The organism is Streptomyces yatensis (genome assembly GCF_018069625.1).
GTDB classification, from domain to species: Bacteria; Actinomycetota; Actinomycetes; order Streptomycetales; family Streptomycetaceae; genus Streptomyces; species Streptomyces yatensis.
Genome location: NZ_CP072941.1, coordinates 2,091,743 through 2,105,836, shown reverse-complemented (window position 1 = coordinate 2,105,836; position 14,094 = coordinate 2,091,743). Strand labels below are relative to the sequence as shown.

Here is a 14,094-nt window from a genome sequence, read left to right as displayed (position 1 = left end):
GTACGACTAGTACGTACAAGTGCTACGTACTATGGGAGTGCGGCGTGATCCATGTCAAGACATAAGCACGGGGAGGTACGGATGGGCGATCCAAGGGGCACCGGCCGGTCCGACGGCCGGGGAACCTCGGCGGCGCGCCCCAAGCGCCCGACCATGTCCGATGTCGCCGCGCGCGTCGGTGTCTCGCAGGCCCTGGTGTCACTGGTGTTCCGCAACCAGCCCGGCGCGAGCGCCGATACGCGCCGACGGGTGTTCCAGGCGGCCGAGGAACTGGGCTACCGTCCCGACACCGCCGCCCAGCTTCTGCGCCGCACACGCAGCAGGCAGTTGGGCGTGCTGTTCACCATGCGCCAGCCACACGACGTGGGCATCGTCGAGGCCCTGTACCCCGCCGCCCGGAAGCACGGCTACACCCTCGTGCTCAACGCCATGGTCGACACCCGCGACGAGCGTCAGGCGATGGACGAGTTGCTAGGACTGCGCTGTGAAGCCATCATCACCATCGGCACGACGTTCGAGCGGCACCACCCGGCCACGGGTGTCGGCGGGCCCTCCATCGTGGAGATCAACCCGCTGACGCGGGCCGCCGGTACGGATGTCGTCCGTACCGCCGAGCGGAACGGGATACGCCAGGCCGTCGACCATCTCGTCGCCCAGGGACACCGCGCCATCGCGCATGTCGACGGCGGCGCCATGCCCGCCGCCGATGAGCGACGACGCGGCTACCGCGCCGCTATGCGCCGCCACGGTCTCGCCGACCACATCCAGGTCCACCCCGGCGACTACACCGAGGAGTCCGGAGCCCGGGCGGCCCGCGACCTGCTCGCGCGGGGCGAGTTGCCCACGGCGGTCATCGCCGGGAACGACCGCTGTGCGCACGGTCTGCTCGGCACATTCCTGCGCGCGGGCGTCCACGTGCCCGAGGACGTGTCCATCGTCGGCTACGACGACAGCCAGCTCGCCCGGCTGTCCTTCATCGACCTCACCTCGGTGCGCCAGGACGCCGCCGAGGCGGCCGAACGCGCCGTCCGGGCCGCCGTCGAACGGCTCGACGAGGGGCGCACCGCCGACCGGGACATCGTGCTCGACCCCACCCTCGTCGTCCGGGGAAGCACCGGCCCGGCCCGCACCCCGTCAGCGCCCGACGGCGACCTTCTCCGCTGACCACTGGCTGCCGTCCGGGGCGCCCAGCAGCTCCTGGATCTCCCGTAAGGCGGCCCGGCCCGCCCGGTTGGCGCCGACCGTGCTGGCCGAGGGCCCGTAGCCGACCAGGTGCACCCGCGGATCCCGGACCGCCCGGGTGCCCTCGACGGTGATCCCGCCGCCCGGCTCGCGCAGCCGCAGCGGGGCGAGGTGGTCGATCGCGGCGCGGAAGCCGGTGGCCCAGAGGATCGTGTCCGCCTCGACATGGCGCCCGTCCGCCCAGGCCACCCCGGACGGGGTGATCCGCTCGAACATCGGCAGCCGCTCCAGCACGCCCCTGGCCCGGGCCCGCTCCATCGCCTCCGTCATGGGCAGCCCGGTCACCGACACCACGCTCTGCGGCGGCAGGCCCCGCCGGACCCGCTCCTCCACCAGCGCGACGGCGGCGCGCCCCTGGTCCTCGCCGAACGGCCCGGTGTGGAACACCGGCGGGCGGCGGGTGACCCAGGTCGTCTCCGCCGCCACCTCGGCGATCTCCAGCAGATGCTGCACCCCGGACGTACCGCCCCCGACGACGATCACCCGCTGCCCGGCGAACGCCCCGGGCCCCGGGTATCGCGCGGTGTGCAGCTGGCGGCCCCGGAAGGTCTCCTGCCCGGGGTAGCGCGGCCAGAAGGGCCGGTCCCAGGTCCCGGTCGCGTTGATCAGCGCCCGCGCGGACCAGGGCCCGGCCGAGGTCTCGACCAGCAGTCGGCCGTCGTCCCCGTCCCGTACGGCGTCGATGTGCACCGGCCGGACGACCCGCAGATCGAAGGCGCGCTCGTAGCGTGCGAAGTAGGCCGGGATCACCTCGGACGAGGGCCGCTCGGGATCGGCGTCGTCGCTGGTCAGCCGCATACCGGGCAGGTCGTACATCCCGTGCACCTTGCCGTACGTCAGCGACGGCCACCGGAACTGCCACGCCCCGCCGGGCGCGGGCGCGTGGTCCAGCACCACGAAGCCGGTACCGGGCTCGTACCCGGCCCGCCGGAGGTGATAGGCACCGGACAACCCGGCCTGCCCGGCACCGATGACCACGACGTCCACGCTGTTGTTCATGTTTCTACTAACTCCGCTCGGGCGCGCTCTCTTCCCCGTCCTCCAGCCGCCGCCCCCGGCTCTCCGCCACCCGCAGCGCGTCATGCAGCGCCTCGGCCAGCCGATGCCCCACGAACCGCAGCTCACAGGCGTCGGCCTTACGGTCCCGGAGCAGCGGCCGCGCATGCCCGAGAAGCTCGGCCCCGGTCCGTAGTTGTACGGCTTCCATCTCGTCGGCCAGTCGCGAGAGGTAGCTGGTGCCGGTGTCGTCGGTGACGAGGAAGCAGGGCTGCCCGTTCAGTCCGGGCCAGGGCAGCAGACGGGGGCGTGATGCAGGCATGAGGGCTCCATGGCGTTCCGAGGTTCGGCTACCGCGAGTGATGAGGCGGTGGCGGAAACAGCTTCGGGTGCGCGGAAGCAGGCGCGCAAGATGACAGCTAATTTCCGCTTCAGATGGCATATGTGACCGAGTGGGCTGATGGCCTGATGCGCCGGGCCGCCCTTGCCAGACTCAGAACTCGTACGGCGGCATGGCAGGCTCGACCCAACGGGAGGCATACTCGTGGCAGCACCAACGGGACCGACGGTCCGTCGCATGCAACTCGGCTGGGAGCTCAAGCGGTTGCGGGACGAGGCCGGATTCACCCTCGCAGAGGCGGTGGACGGGTTGGCGTTCTCCACCACGAAGCTGTTCCGCGTCGAGAATGGCCTCTCGGCCCTGCCCAAGTCCGCTGACTTGAAAGCCCTCTTGGACCGATACGGCGTCGAGGCCGAGGACGACGTGGACTTTCTCATGGAGATCCACCGTGACTCCCTCAACCGGGGCTGGTGGTCCATCTACCGAAGTGTGCTTCCGTCCGGCGTGGGCATGCACATCGGTCTGGAGAACGGAGCCCGTACCAGCCGGACGTGGCAGCCTCACGTCGTCTTCGGCCTGTTGCAAACGGAGCGCTACACGCGGGAGATGTTCCTGGCCGCCAAGCCGGTCGAAGAGACCACCACGGAGTTCGTAGAGCGCCATATCCAGATCCGTGGTGAGCGGAAGCGGGCCCTGACGCGCAGAGACAGCCCATTGGAACTCTGGGTCATCCAGGACGAGGCGTCGCTGAGGCGAATGGTGGGCAGCCCGGAGATCATGCGTGAGCAGTACGAGGAGATCCAGACCCTGGCCCGGCTGGACAACGTGACGGTCCAGATCCTTCCCATGGCCACGGCCACGTACAGGACCGGTGCCAACTTCAATCTGTGGGAGTTCGGCAGTCCACTGCCGACAGTCGTGCAGAGCGATGCGATCGACGGGTCGGACATCAGCGACAAGGAGACGACCATCTGGTCCTTCTCCCGCAGGTTCGAGGCTCTGCGAGCAGGTGCCCGCGCCCCCGGCGAGACACCGGCGTTTCTACAGCAACTAGCACGGGAGATCTGACATGACTTACCGCATAGCGACTGACGTGGCGCCGGAGAGCGCCTGGTTCAAGTCCTCGTACAGCGAGAACAATGGCACCATGTGTGTCGAGATCGCGCACCTGCCGCACACCGCGCAGGTCGGCATCCGCGACTCGAAGAACAAGGTTGGCCCCGCGTTGGTCGTTCCGGTCACGGCCTGGGTGGCGTTCATCGAGCAGATATGGGAGGCGGAGTATGTCATCTGATGTTGCTCCGGAACGCGCATGGTTCAAGTCGTCCTACAGCGAGAACAACGGCACCGCGTGCGTGGAGATCGCCCACCTGCCCCACACCGCCCAGGTCGGCATCCGTGACTCCAAGGACAAGGACGGTCCCGCCCTGGTCGTCCCGGCCGGGGCCTGGGCGGAGTTCGTCGCCGCAGTGCGCATGGTCTGACGGCGCTGGGGACGGGCGACCGGGCGCGGGCATCGTCTCGCGCCTTCGGCGCATGTGAGCAGCGGCGGCGGGGGGCGGGGGCACGGCGCCGTCGCCGTCCGCCGGGCCGGTGGGGCAGCCTCTCCTGGGTACGGGGTACCCCCTCGGAAAATGCTTGATCTGACGCAACTAATGTGTCAAACGTTTTCCAGGGGTACCCCCACCCCCGCCGCAGTCCGGCCCGGTCCTCAACATGGGCCGACGGGGGCCGCCACCGGGCCTCGCCCCCCGCCGGCCCGGTGGTCGGCGGCGGAGCCCGGCCAGGGCACCCCCGGCCCCATGCTCAAAGGCGCCGAAGGCGCGAGCGGCACCGCACCGACGCAACGAAAACCGTTCGCGGAACGCATCCGCCCCCAACTACCGTGCTCCGCCGTGGACATCGATGATCCCAAGGATCTGGTCAGACGCGGGTACGACGCGCTCTCCCGCCACTACGAGCAGTCCTACGCCACCGAAACCAAGTACCGGCCCTGGCTCGGCGCCCTCCAGGAGCGCATTTCGCCCGCCGCCACCGTGCTGGACTTGGGATGCGGCTCCGGCCTACCGGTCGCCCGCGTGCTCAGCGCCGCAGGACACCGGGTGACCGGTGTCGACATCAGCGGGGAGCAGATCCGCCGGGCACGGGAGCTGGTGCCGGAGGCCGAGTTCCGCCGGGCCGACGCCACGGCCGTGGAGTTCCCGGCCGCCTCCTTCGACGCCGTGGTCTCCCTCTACGCCCTGATCCACATCCCGCTGGCCGAGCAGCCTCCCCTCCTCGCCAAGATCGCCACCTGGCTCCGTCCCGGCGGCTGGTTCCTGGGCACCACCGGTCACACCGCCTGGACCGGCACCGACGACAACTGGCTCGGCGGTGGCGCCACGATGTGGTGGAGCCACGCCGATGCCGCGACCTACCGGGACTGGCTCACCCAGGCCGGACTGACCGTCCAGGGCGAGGAGTTCGTCCCCGAAGGCGACAGCGGCCACGCCCTGTTCTGGGCGCGGCGGCCGGTCGCGGGGGAGTGATGGGCGGCGGGGCCCCGGGTCAGCCGACGGGGCTGTCCGCGGCGGGCTTCTGCCAGGCGCAGCTGCCGAGGGTGGCCTGCCCCTTGGCGACCAGCGGGTCGGCGATCCGGGCCGGTGGCATGGAGCTGTGGCCCCGGTAGCAGATCACGGTGCGGTCCGTGTGTCCGGCGAGGTCGACGAGGATCTGGTCCCAGTGCCGGTACTGCACGTCGTGGCCCGAGTCGGCATAGCTGCGCACGGTCGGCTTGCCGGGCAGGTGCTGCTTCCAGGTGTCGATCGTGCTGGGCGGCACGGTCGTGTCCTTCTTGCCGCTGTAGAGGGTGACCGGGGCCGTCAGCTTCGACAGATCCGGGCCGGGCCGCTGACAGTAGAGCTTCTGCTCATGCACCTGAGGCGCGGGGTCGGCCTTCTGGCCGCGCTGGTTGTAGGTGCGGGCACCGTCCTCGAAGGCGGTGTCGGCGAAGCCGGGGATGCGCTTGGTCGGGCTGTCGTCCGGCAGCGCCCACCAGACGCGGGGATCGGCGATCTGCTTCTCCAGGGACTTGCCCAGCTCCTCGTCGGACATCGAGCAGTACGGACGCTGGGCGCCGTACGGCGGCAGAGCGGCGGCCAGGTGCAGGGACAGGACCCGGTCCGGGGCCAGGGACGCCAGCTCGGCGGCGTACGGTCCGCCGCCCGAGATGGCGATCACGCTGACCTTGCGCACCCCGACGCGGTCCAGCACCTGAAGGGCGTCCTTCGCGAAGTCGGCCTTGCCCAGGCCCTTGTCGAACTCCGTGTCCCCGAAGCCGTTGCGCTCGACCGATATCAGCCGCAGCCCGAGGGACTCGCGGGTGCTGCGCAGGAAGTCCGTCATATGGGCCACCCGCGCGCTGGTGCCCGTGCCGCCGATGTAGAGCACCGGCTTGCCGTCCCGGGGGCCGTCGTCGATGTAGTGGGCGGTGCGCCCCGAGTCCAGTGTCATCCCCCGGACCTCGGGGCCGAGCGAGTCGAAGTCGTCCTGGATACGGACCCGATGGACATCGGTGGCATGCGGCTCACGTGGTGCGGTGGCCGTGGCGGTGGCGCTCACGGCTCCGGATCCGGTGAGCAGGACGGTGGCGACGGCGGTGGCGGCGATACCCGTGACGAGGGCTCTGGGCACGTGTGTCTCCTGGTCATAGGGGGAGGTGACGCGGTGGGCGGGACGATCGCCACCTACCCCCTCTGATCGGGAAGACACTAGGCGGGGGCGTTCATGAAGTCCTGTGGCCGCAGGGCTCGTTTCACGATGCGGGTGTCCCCGATCCAGCCGTAGAAGCCCTGGCCGAACTTCTCCTCGAACTGGGTGCCACCGATCACGAAGGGCTTGCCGAGCGTGGCGATTCCGGTCGACGGCTGGGTGGGATTGCGGGCGATCTTCGAGCCGTCGACGTACACCACGGTGTGATGGCCGTCGTTGACGACGGCGACGTGGGTCCACCGGCCCACCGGCAGGGCGTGGCTCCAGGAGGTCGGATCGGCGTCCTGCACATGGGGGTAGACCACGAACTGCAGGAAGCGCTCGGGGGTCACATTGAGGCTGCACGTCGGCTCGTCGGGCGACCAGCCGGTGGTCTTTCCGGCGTCGCCGGAAACGCCCCTCCCAGCTGAGGATGCCCATCCAGGCGTGGTCGCCCTCGAAGGGATCCGGGAGCTTGATGAACGTCTCGATGGTGTAGCCGCGGGTGAACTTCTCGGAGTTCAGCGGCGCCGTGGCGGAGGTGGTCAGGACCGCGCCGCGGTCGGGTCCCTTGCCGCCGTCGAAGCGCAGGCTGGCATGGGCCGGCTGGTCGCCATGGTGCTCGCCGGACCACGTCAGGACCTCGGGCCCGCTGTCGTGCAGACGCGTCACCCGGAGGTCGTTGCCGTGGCCGGACAGGTCCCGGAGCACCGTATCCGTGCCGACCGGCCCGTCCGCGCCCGCGCGGGAGGCGGTTCCCGAGGCGTCGAAGCGCCAGTACGCGAGGGTGCCGCGCGGCATCACCGCGGAGGCCGGGCGCGGCTTGCGCGGTACGACCGGCGCGAAGGAGGAGAAGCGGCGTTCGAAGTCGATGCTCAGGCTGAACCGGTCGACGGGGCCGGTCAGTTCGATGGTCTCCGCCTCCAGAGGTGTTCTCTTCTCCGGGTCGCGGCTGAGGAACCAGGGCGAGAACGTCTCCACGTCGATCACATCGCGGACCAGGTCGAAGGCGTAGAGGCGGATCATTCCGGCGCCGCCGTAGTACCGGTCCTGGTAGTTGGTGATGTGGATGTGGACGTCGTTGCCGGCGTCGTTGGTCAGGACGGTGCGTCCGGGGGGCCAGTAGTGTCCGCCCAGGGCGAGGAAGATCTGGTCGTTGCCGCGGACGAGGCCGTCCCACAGCCGCTTGCCGTTGTCCGAGAGCTGTGCGCTGCCCTCGTCGTCGGCCCAGGCCAGGTCGTGGGTGGTGAGGACGGCGGGCAGGGTGGGGTGGGCGTCGAGCACCTTCTGCGCCCATCGCAGCCCGGAGTCGGAGATCCGCCAGTCGAGCGCGAGGACCAGCCACTCCCGCCCGCCCGCGGGCAGGACGTGGTAGCTGTTGTAGCCGTCGGGCGAGGCGCCGCCGAAGGTGGGCATGGCGGAGAACCGCCGCGGACCGAAGGCGTCGAGATAGGCGCTGTCGCCGCGCTGGTCGTCGGTGCCGGAGTCGATGTCGTGGTTGCCGGCCAGGACGCTGTAGGGGACCTTGCCGTGGAGGGTCCCGAAGACCGTCGCGGCCAGCGTGATTTCCTCCCGCGAGCCGTGTTCCGTGACATCGCCCAGGTGCGCCATGAAGGCGATGTTGGCGTCCTCGCGCTGGGACACCAGGTAGCGGAAGGTCGCCCGGAGCGGCTCCGGGTCGGAGCTGTCGGCGTCGAAGAGGTACTGCGTATCCGGCAGCACCGCGAGGCTGAACCGCGGTGACTCGGGGTCGTACCGGTGGCCGCCGGCCTTCGCGGTGGCCGCGTGACCGGGTGTCGTACCCGATACGACGGCGGCCGTGCCCGCGGCCGGGATCACGGCGGTGGCCCGCAACAGCGTCCGTCTGCCCAGCTGGTCGCGCCCCGCTGCGTCCATTGACACTCCCGCGCATCATGTGAAGAACCGGTGACCCCGGACGGCACTGTGGTCAAGGTCCGTGACCACACAGGGGCGGTCAGATGAACGGCGCCTGATCCGTTGCGGGCGGAACGGCCGTACGATGCGTCCCGCGCTGATCGCGGACATCACGGATATCGCGGACATCGAGAAAAGTCGCCATTTCAACGACTGGGCATGAGTGCCTGTCTCGCCAATTACTACGGATAACCAGTTTGCATATGAGTTCCGATGACTTTCGGACGCTCCGGCGCCGGGATCCGGGACTCCATCCGCGAAATCAAGCCGACTTTACCTTCGCGGGCAACCCTCGTCTGATCGCGAACATGCCAATTCTCGGGGTGCGCCCGCTCGGTGGAGCCGCTTCATGGCGGCACAGGGCTCCTCGGTGGCCGTTGTCGGGGTGCGACCGTGGCCGCGGCCGGGCCGTCGTCGCTATCGGGCGTCGATCGCCATGGCTCTCTCGCTTTGACATTGCTTTAACCGGGCTATATTCGGACTTTATTCACCCGGGTTGAGTTCGATCGCTAGGGAATTCCACGTTTTTATAGCTGGCATGCTGGTCGTGAAAGGTCACTCCAGGGAAAGGTCTGAAGATGCCGCGTTCCTTCCTCGCAGAGTTAGCGGTACCGGGTCGCAAGGTGCCGGTGCGGGCGTGCGCATTGGAGTCCAGCCCGGTGTGGCTGTTCGCTTCGATCGGCGAGTATCCGGTGTACGACGAGGTCGCGTACGAGGTGATGATCAAGGACGAGCGCCGGATGGGCGCGTACAACAAGGCCGTCCGCCGCTATGCCCCCGGCCGGACGGTGCTCGACATCGGCACGGGCCAGGACGCGGTGTGGGCGCTGGCCGCCGCCCGCGCCGGAGCGCGCCACGTATGGGCCGTGGAGGTCATCCCCGAGTCCGCGGAGATCGCCCGGCGGAACATCGAGAAGGCCGGTTTCGCCGACCGGGTCACGGTGGTGGAGGGGCTGTCCACCGAGATCGAGCTGCCCGAGCCCGTCGATATGTGCGTCTCCGAGATCATCGGCACGCTCGCCGGCTCGGAGGGGGCGGGGTCCGTTCTGCGGGACGCGCGGGAGCGCCTGGTGAAGCCCGGCGGGGTGTTCATCCCGCACCGCAGCGCCACCACCGCCGTCGCCCTGGACCTGAAGAGCGCGACGCTCGGCGAACCGCCCGCCTTTCCGTCCCCCGTCCTCCATTACGTGGAGGAGGTGTTCGCCTCGGTGGGCCGCCCCTTCGACCTTCGGGTGGTCATCGAGGGGATCCAGGGCGACCCCAGGGTGCGGGGGCGGTCGTATCTGTCCGGGGCCGCCGAGGTGGAGCCGCTGGAGTTCAACGGCGAGCTGCAGCCGGAGGGTGTCGACGGCGCCGAGCTGACGTTCACCCGGGAGGGCCGCTTCTCCGGGCTCGCGCTCGGCATGCGGCTGTGGGTGGCCGAGGACGACGAGCCGATCGACTCGCTGTTCCAGTCGAGCAGTTGGACCCCGGTCTACGCCCCGCTGTCCGAGGAGGGCCTGCCGGTGCGGCCGGGCGACCGGTTCGAGTTCGAGTTCACCACGACGATCAGCGACGACGGCGTACACCCCGACTACGCGCTCGTCGGCCAGCTGCAGCGGGCCAGTGGCCCGGCGGTGCCCCTGAGCTGGAGCTCCACGCACCACGGGGACGGATTCCGTGAGACGCCCTTCTACCGCTCGCTGTTCCCCGCCCCCTGACACCCCGCCCCCTGACGCTCCGCCGCCGTCAGCGGTCCACCGCCCCGGCGGCCGCGACGGCTTCCAGCACCAGCCGCGCGAACTCCTCCGGCCGCTGTTCGGGAAACGGCACACCGGCTCCGGGCACGGTGTGTCCCGTGGCGGACAGGGCGTTCACCATGGGCTCGAAGCTGGGCATCGAGGGATCGTCGTCCTGCCCGCAGATGACCGTGGCCGGGGCGGTGATCCGCGGCAGCCGCTCGTCCATCGCGAACAGCCGAACGGCGATATGGCCGTCCTCCGCCCGGTCCAGCACCCGTACGGCGTCGGCCATGAACCGGCCCAGCGCGGCCTCCTGCCCCGGCGCGTAGAAGTGCCTCCGCCGGTTCCACAGTTCCATGAGGTGGGAGCCGTCCGGTTTCGGCTGCACCCAGTCGACCGGGCGCTTCCACGCCGCCCGGGCGCGCTTCTCCGGGGTGATGAACGGGGTCGCCGAGAGCACCAGGCTCCGCACCCGGGAGCCCAGGCGCGCCGCCACCTCCACCGCGATCACGCCGCCGGTGTGGTGGCCGACCAGGTGGAACGACTCCAGCCCCAGTCCGGCCACCAGGTCCTCGACCCCGTCGGCGAACATCTCGATGCTCTGATCCTCGGCGGGTTTCGCCGAGGCCCCGTAGCCGACGGTGTCCATCGCGATCGCCCGGTGGGCGGCGCCGACCAGCGGAAGCACGTCGCGGTACTCGGTCCATGACCGCGGGGTCTGGTGGAGCAGCAGCACCGGCTCGCCCTCACCGCATTCGACGTAGTGCAGCTGGCCGAAGCGGCTGGAGGCGTAGTGGGCGGTCAGCATATGCACTCTCCCGATATGGCGGGTTGGCGAGCCCGCGATCCTGGTCGTACTTTGTACGGAAGTCCTCGGGTGGCGTCAAGAGCGGTGCGGCGCAGGCGGGGCCCTCGCCCGGAGCGTTCCGTGAGGCGGTACGCCCTTCCGGCCGGAGAGACATAGGGCAGGTCAGCGCCGCCTCGTCCGACCTCCCCCTACCCGCCGCGTTCCGCGTAACGGAACAAAAGTTGGCTCGTGGCGGCCCGCGCGTCTATACCGGAGGCCACATGGGGAGCGCCGGGGGCCCGGCACCCACGTTCCACCTCAGGAGGTAGCCCGTGCCGAATGTGCCCGACCGCGTCCCGACGGACGCCTTCCCCGGGGCCGTGGTCAAGGCCGCCGACGCACTGGCGGAGGCCGCCCGTGGCGGGACCGCCTGCCCGCCGGTGCGCACGCTCTTGGACGACGGCGACATCGAGGCCGCCTACGCGGTGCAGCGGCTGAACCTGCAGCGCGAGCAGGCCGCCGGCCGCCGGATCGTCGGCCGGAAGATCGGTCTGACGTCCCTGGCCGTGCAGCGCCAACTCGGCGTGGACCAGCCGGACTTCGGCGCCCTCTTCGCGGACATGGCCGTCCCGGAGGGCGGCGAGGTGGCCGCCGGGCGGCTGCTCCAGCCCAAGGTGGAGGCCGAGGTGGCGCTCGTGCTCGGCAGCGACCTGCCGCACGCCCAGTGCACCGTCGTCGACCTGCTGCGCGCCACCGACTTCGCGCTGCCCGCGCTGGAGATCGTCGACAGCCGGGTGCGGGACTGGGACATCTCCATCGTCGACACCGTCGCCGACAACGCCTCCTGCGGGATGTACGTCCTCGGCGCCTTCCCGGTGCCACTGTCCGCGGTCAATCTGCGCTCCGTGCAGATGAGCATGACCCGCAACGGCGAGATGGTCTCCGAAGGGACCGGTGCCGACTGCCTCGGCGGCCCCCTCAACGCGGCCGTCTGGCTGGCCTCGGCCCTCGCCGAGCGGGGCGATCCGCTGCGGGCGGGCGACCTCGTCCTGACCGGGGCCCTGGGACCGATGGTCCCGGCGGCCCCGGGCGATGTGTTCCAGGCCCGTATCTCGAACCTGGGCGCCGTAGGGGTCGGGTTCGCCGCGGAAGGAGACAACCGGTGAGCAGCGAGACGAACACCCGCACCAAGGTGGCGATCATCGGATCCGGCAACATCGGCACCGACCTCCTGATCAAGGTGCTGCGGCTCTCCGACACCCTGGAGATCGCCGCGATGGCCGGCATCGACCCCGACTCCGACGGGCTGGCCCGCGCCCGCCGGCTGAAGGTGGCCACCACCCACGAGGGCGTGGACGGGCTGGTGAAGCTGGACGAGTTCGTGGACGTGGACCTCGTCTTCGACGCGACCTCCGCCGGTGCCCACAAGCGCCACGAAGAGGTGCTGCGCCCCCTCGGCCGTACCCTCGTCGACCTCACCCCGGCGGCCATCGGCCCCTATGTGGTGCCCCCGGTCAACGGCGACGCCCACCTCGGCGCGCCGAACGTCAACATGGTCACCTGCGGCGGCCAGGCCACGATCCCGATCGTCGCCGCGGTGGGCGCGGTCACCCCGGTCCACTACGGGGAGATCGTCGCGTCCATCTCCTCCCGCTCCGCGGGCCCCGGCACCCGGGCGAACATCGACGAGTTCACCGAGACCACCGCCTCCGCCATCGAGCGCGTCGGCGGCGCCGCCCGCGGCAAGGCCATCATCATCCTCAACCCGGCCGAGCCGCCGCTGATCATGCGGGACACCGTGCACTGCCTGGTCTCCGGCTGCGACACCGAGGAGGTCACCGCCTCCGTCGAGGAGATGGTCGGCCGGGTCCAGGCGTATGTGCCCGGATACCGCCTCAAGCAGAAGGTGCAGTTCGACCAGGTGAGCTCCGACGATCCGCTGCGCTCGCTGCTGCCGGCCGAGGCCGCGCACACCGACGCGGTGAAGGTCTCGGTCTTCCTCGAGGTCGAGGGCGCCGCCCACTACCTCCCGGCCTACGCCGGAAACCTCGACATCATGACCTCGGCCGCGCTGCGCACCGCGGAGCGCCTGGCCGCACACCGCTCCGGCGAGGAGGCCGCACGATGACCACGACCGACGCCGGCACCACCGCCCCCACCCCAACGGCCCCGCCCGCCCTGTACATCCAGGACGTGACCCTGCGGGACGGTATGCACGCCGTCCGCCACCGCTACACCGTCGAGCAGGCGAGCACCATCGCCGCCGCCCTGGACGCCGCCGGGGTGGCCGCTATCGAGATCGCCCACGGCGACGGCCTGTCCGGCTCCAGCGTCACCTACGGCATCGGCGCCCACACCGACTGGGACTGGATCGAGGCCGTCGTCGGGGCCGCCGGGCAGGCGATTCCCACCACGCTGCTGCTGCCGGGCATCGGCACCCTGCACGACCTGAAGCGGGCCCACGCCCTCGGGATCCGCTCCGTGCGCGTCGCCACCCACTGCACCGAGGCCGACATCTCCGCCCAGCACATCTCCGCCGCCCGCGAGCTGGGCATGGACGTGGCCGGGTTCCTGATGATGTCGCATATGGCCGAACCGGCCGAACTCGCCCGCCAGGCCAAGCTGATGGAGTCCTACGGCGCCCATTGCGTCTACGTCACCGACTCCGGCGGCCGGCTGACCATGGACGGTGTGCGCGACCGCTTCCGCGCCTACCGCGAGGTGCTCGACCCGGACACCGAACTCGGTATCCACGCCCACCACAACCTCGCCCTCGGGGTGGCCAACACCGTGGTCGCCGTCGAGAACGGCGTCACGCGCGTGGACGCCTCCCTCGCGGGCCAGGGCGCGGGGGCGGGCAACTGCCCGCTGGAGGCGTTCATCGCCGTCGCCGACCTGATGGGCTGGAAGCACGGCTGCGACCTGTTCCCCCTCATGGACGCCGCCGACGATGTCGTCCGGCCCCTGCAGGACCGCGAGGTCCGGGTCGACCGGGAGACCCTCACCCTCGGCTACGCGGGCGTGTACTCCAGCTTCCTGCGCCATGCGGAGGCCGCCGCGGTCCGCCACGGTCTGGACACCCGCGCGATCCTCGTGGAGGTCGGCCGCCGCAAGATGGTCGGCGGCCAGGAGGACATGATCACGGACATCGCCCTCGACCTGGCCGCCCGCGCGAACACCACCCCCTGACCGCCCGATCGGCTCCGGCCACCTCGCCCCGTCCACGTCTCACAGCCCGCCGGACCGTCGGTTCGCCCGAGGGGGAAAATGCCCGGGGGCGGCTGTACGGTATGCGGTACGTCGGCGCCGGGCGCGTCGCCGGTTTCCGGTGGTGTGGGAAGAGG

General features: G+C 70.6%; 12 protein-coding genes and 2 pseudogenes. 9 read left to right on the top strand and 5 right to left on the bottom strand.

Features of this window, described 5'->3' with window-relative positions; all coding sequences use genetic code 11:
- Positions 1 to 81 precede the first annotated feature (81 nt).
- Positions 82 to 1,164 carry a LacI family DNA-binding transcriptional regulator gene (locus J8403_RS08170; protein WP_343245268.1) on the top strand — a complete coding sequence of 361 codons (1,083 nt, stop codon included), beginning with the start codon at positions 82 to 84 and terminating at the stop codon, positions 1,162 to 1,164.
- On the opposite strand, the gene J8403_RS08165 is transcribed toward J8403_RS08170, so the two are convergent.
- Together J8403_RS08165 and J8403_RS08160 are read right to left on the bottom strand one after the other, a co-directional pair.
- Positions 1,135 to 2,241, bottom strand: a complete 1,107-nt coding sequence (locus tag J8403_RS08165; protein WP_211122583.1) for an NAD(P)-binding domain-containing protein — start codon at positions 2,239 to 2,241, stop codon at positions 1,135 to 1,137. The two genes, J8403_RS08170 and J8403_RS08165, sit on opposite strands and share 30 nt — an antisense overlap.
- 7 nt (positions 2,242 to 2,248) lie before the next feature.
- Entirely contained in the window at positions 2,249 to 2,560 is a 312-nt protein-coding gene (locus J8403_RS08160; RefSeq protein ID WP_211122582.1) for a hypothetical protein, read from the bottom strand.
- Between the two features lie 255 nt (positions 2,561 to 2,815).
- Between J8403_RS08160 and J8403_RS08155 the strand changes: the two genes are divergently transcribed.
- From J8403_RS08155 to J8403_RS08140, 4 genes are all read left to right on the top strand, one after another.
- Positions 2,816 to 3,646 carry a helix-turn-helix domain-containing protein gene (locus J8403_RS08155; RefSeq protein WP_246585759.1) on the top strand — a complete coding sequence of 277 codons (831 nt, stop codon included), beginning with the start codon at positions 2,816 to 2,818 and terminating at the stop codon, positions 3,644 to 3,646.
- A 1-nt stretch (position 3,647) separates the two neighbouring features.
- A complete protein-coding gene (locus tag J8403_RS08150) occupies positions 3,648 to 3,872 on the top strand; it encodes a DUF397 domain-containing protein (protein WP_211122580.1) in 225 nt (74 codons plus the stop codon).
- Positions 3,862 to 4,062, top strand: coding sequence for a DUF397 domain-containing protein (locus J8403_RS08145; protein WP_211122579.1), 201 nt, complete (start codon positions 3,862 to 3,864; stop codon positions 4,060 to 4,062). The genes J8403_RS08150 and J8403_RS08145 overlap by 11 nt, the downstream gene beginning before the upstream one ends.
- Positions 4,063 to 4,473: 411 nt before the next feature.
- The gene (locus tag J8403_RS08140) at positions 4,474 to 5,106 is read left to right on the top strand and encodes a class I SAM-dependent methyltransferase (protein ID WP_211122578.1); all 633 of its coding nucleotides are present in this window, start codon (positions 4,474 to 4,476) and stop codon (positions 5,104 to 5,106) included.
- A gap of 19 nt (positions 5,107 to 5,125) precedes the next feature.
- On the opposite strand, the pseudogene J8403_RS08135 reads toward J8403_RS08140, so the two are convergent.
- Positions 5,126 to 5,941, bottom strand: a pseudogene (locus J8403_RS08135) (alpha/beta fold hydrolase); the annotation flags it as partial.
- A gap of 386 nt (positions 5,942 to 6,327) precedes the next feature.
- Positions 6,328 to 8,203: pseudogene (locus J8403_RS08130) on the bottom strand (LamG-like jellyroll fold domain-containing protein).
- Positions 8,204 to 8,820: 617 nt separating this feature from the next.
- Here J8403_RS08130 and J8403_RS08125 point away from each other — a divergent pair.
- Entirely contained in the window at positions 8,821 to 9,942 is a 1,122-nt protein-coding gene (locus tag J8403_RS08125; RefSeq protein ID WP_211122576.1) for a 50S ribosomal protein L11 methyltransferase, read from the top strand.
- Between the two features lie 28 nt (positions 9,943 to 9,970).
- Here the strand turns inward: J8403_RS08125 and J8403_RS08120 are convergent, their stop codons facing one another.
- A complete protein-coding gene (locus J8403_RS08120; protein WP_211122575.1) occupies positions 9,971 to 10,771 on the bottom strand; it encodes an alpha/beta fold hydrolase in 801 nt (266 codons plus the stop codon).
- A gap of 311 nt (positions 10,772 to 11,082) precedes the next feature.
- Between J8403_RS08120 and J8403_RS08115 the strand changes: the two genes are divergently transcribed.
- The 3 genes from J8403_RS08115 to dmpG are packed head-to-tail and all read left to right on the top strand — an operon-like array spanning position 11,083 to position 13,939.
- Complete coding sequence (locus J8403_RS08115) at positions 11,083 to 11,916, top strand: 2-keto-4-pentenoate hydratase (protein WP_211122574.1); 834 nt, start codon at positions 11,083 to 11,085, stop codon at positions 11,914 to 11,916.
- Positions 11,913 to 12,878 carry an acetaldehyde dehydrogenase (acetylating) gene (locus J8403_RS08110; protein ID WP_211122573.1) on the top strand — a complete coding sequence of 322 codons (966 nt, stop codon included), beginning with the start codon at positions 11,913 to 11,915 and terminating at the stop codon, positions 12,876 to 12,878. Before J8403_RS08115 ends, J8403_RS08110 begins: the two co-directional genes overlap by 4 nt.
- A complete protein-coding gene (gene dmpG, locus J8403_RS08105; protein ID WP_211122572.1) occupies positions 12,875 to 13,939 on the top strand; it encodes a 4-hydroxy-2-oxovalerate aldolase in 1,065 nt (354 codons plus the stop codon). The genes J8403_RS08110 and dmpG overlap by 4 nt, the downstream gene beginning before the upstream one ends.
- The last annotated feature ends 155 nt before the right edge of the window (positions 13,940 to 14,094 follow it).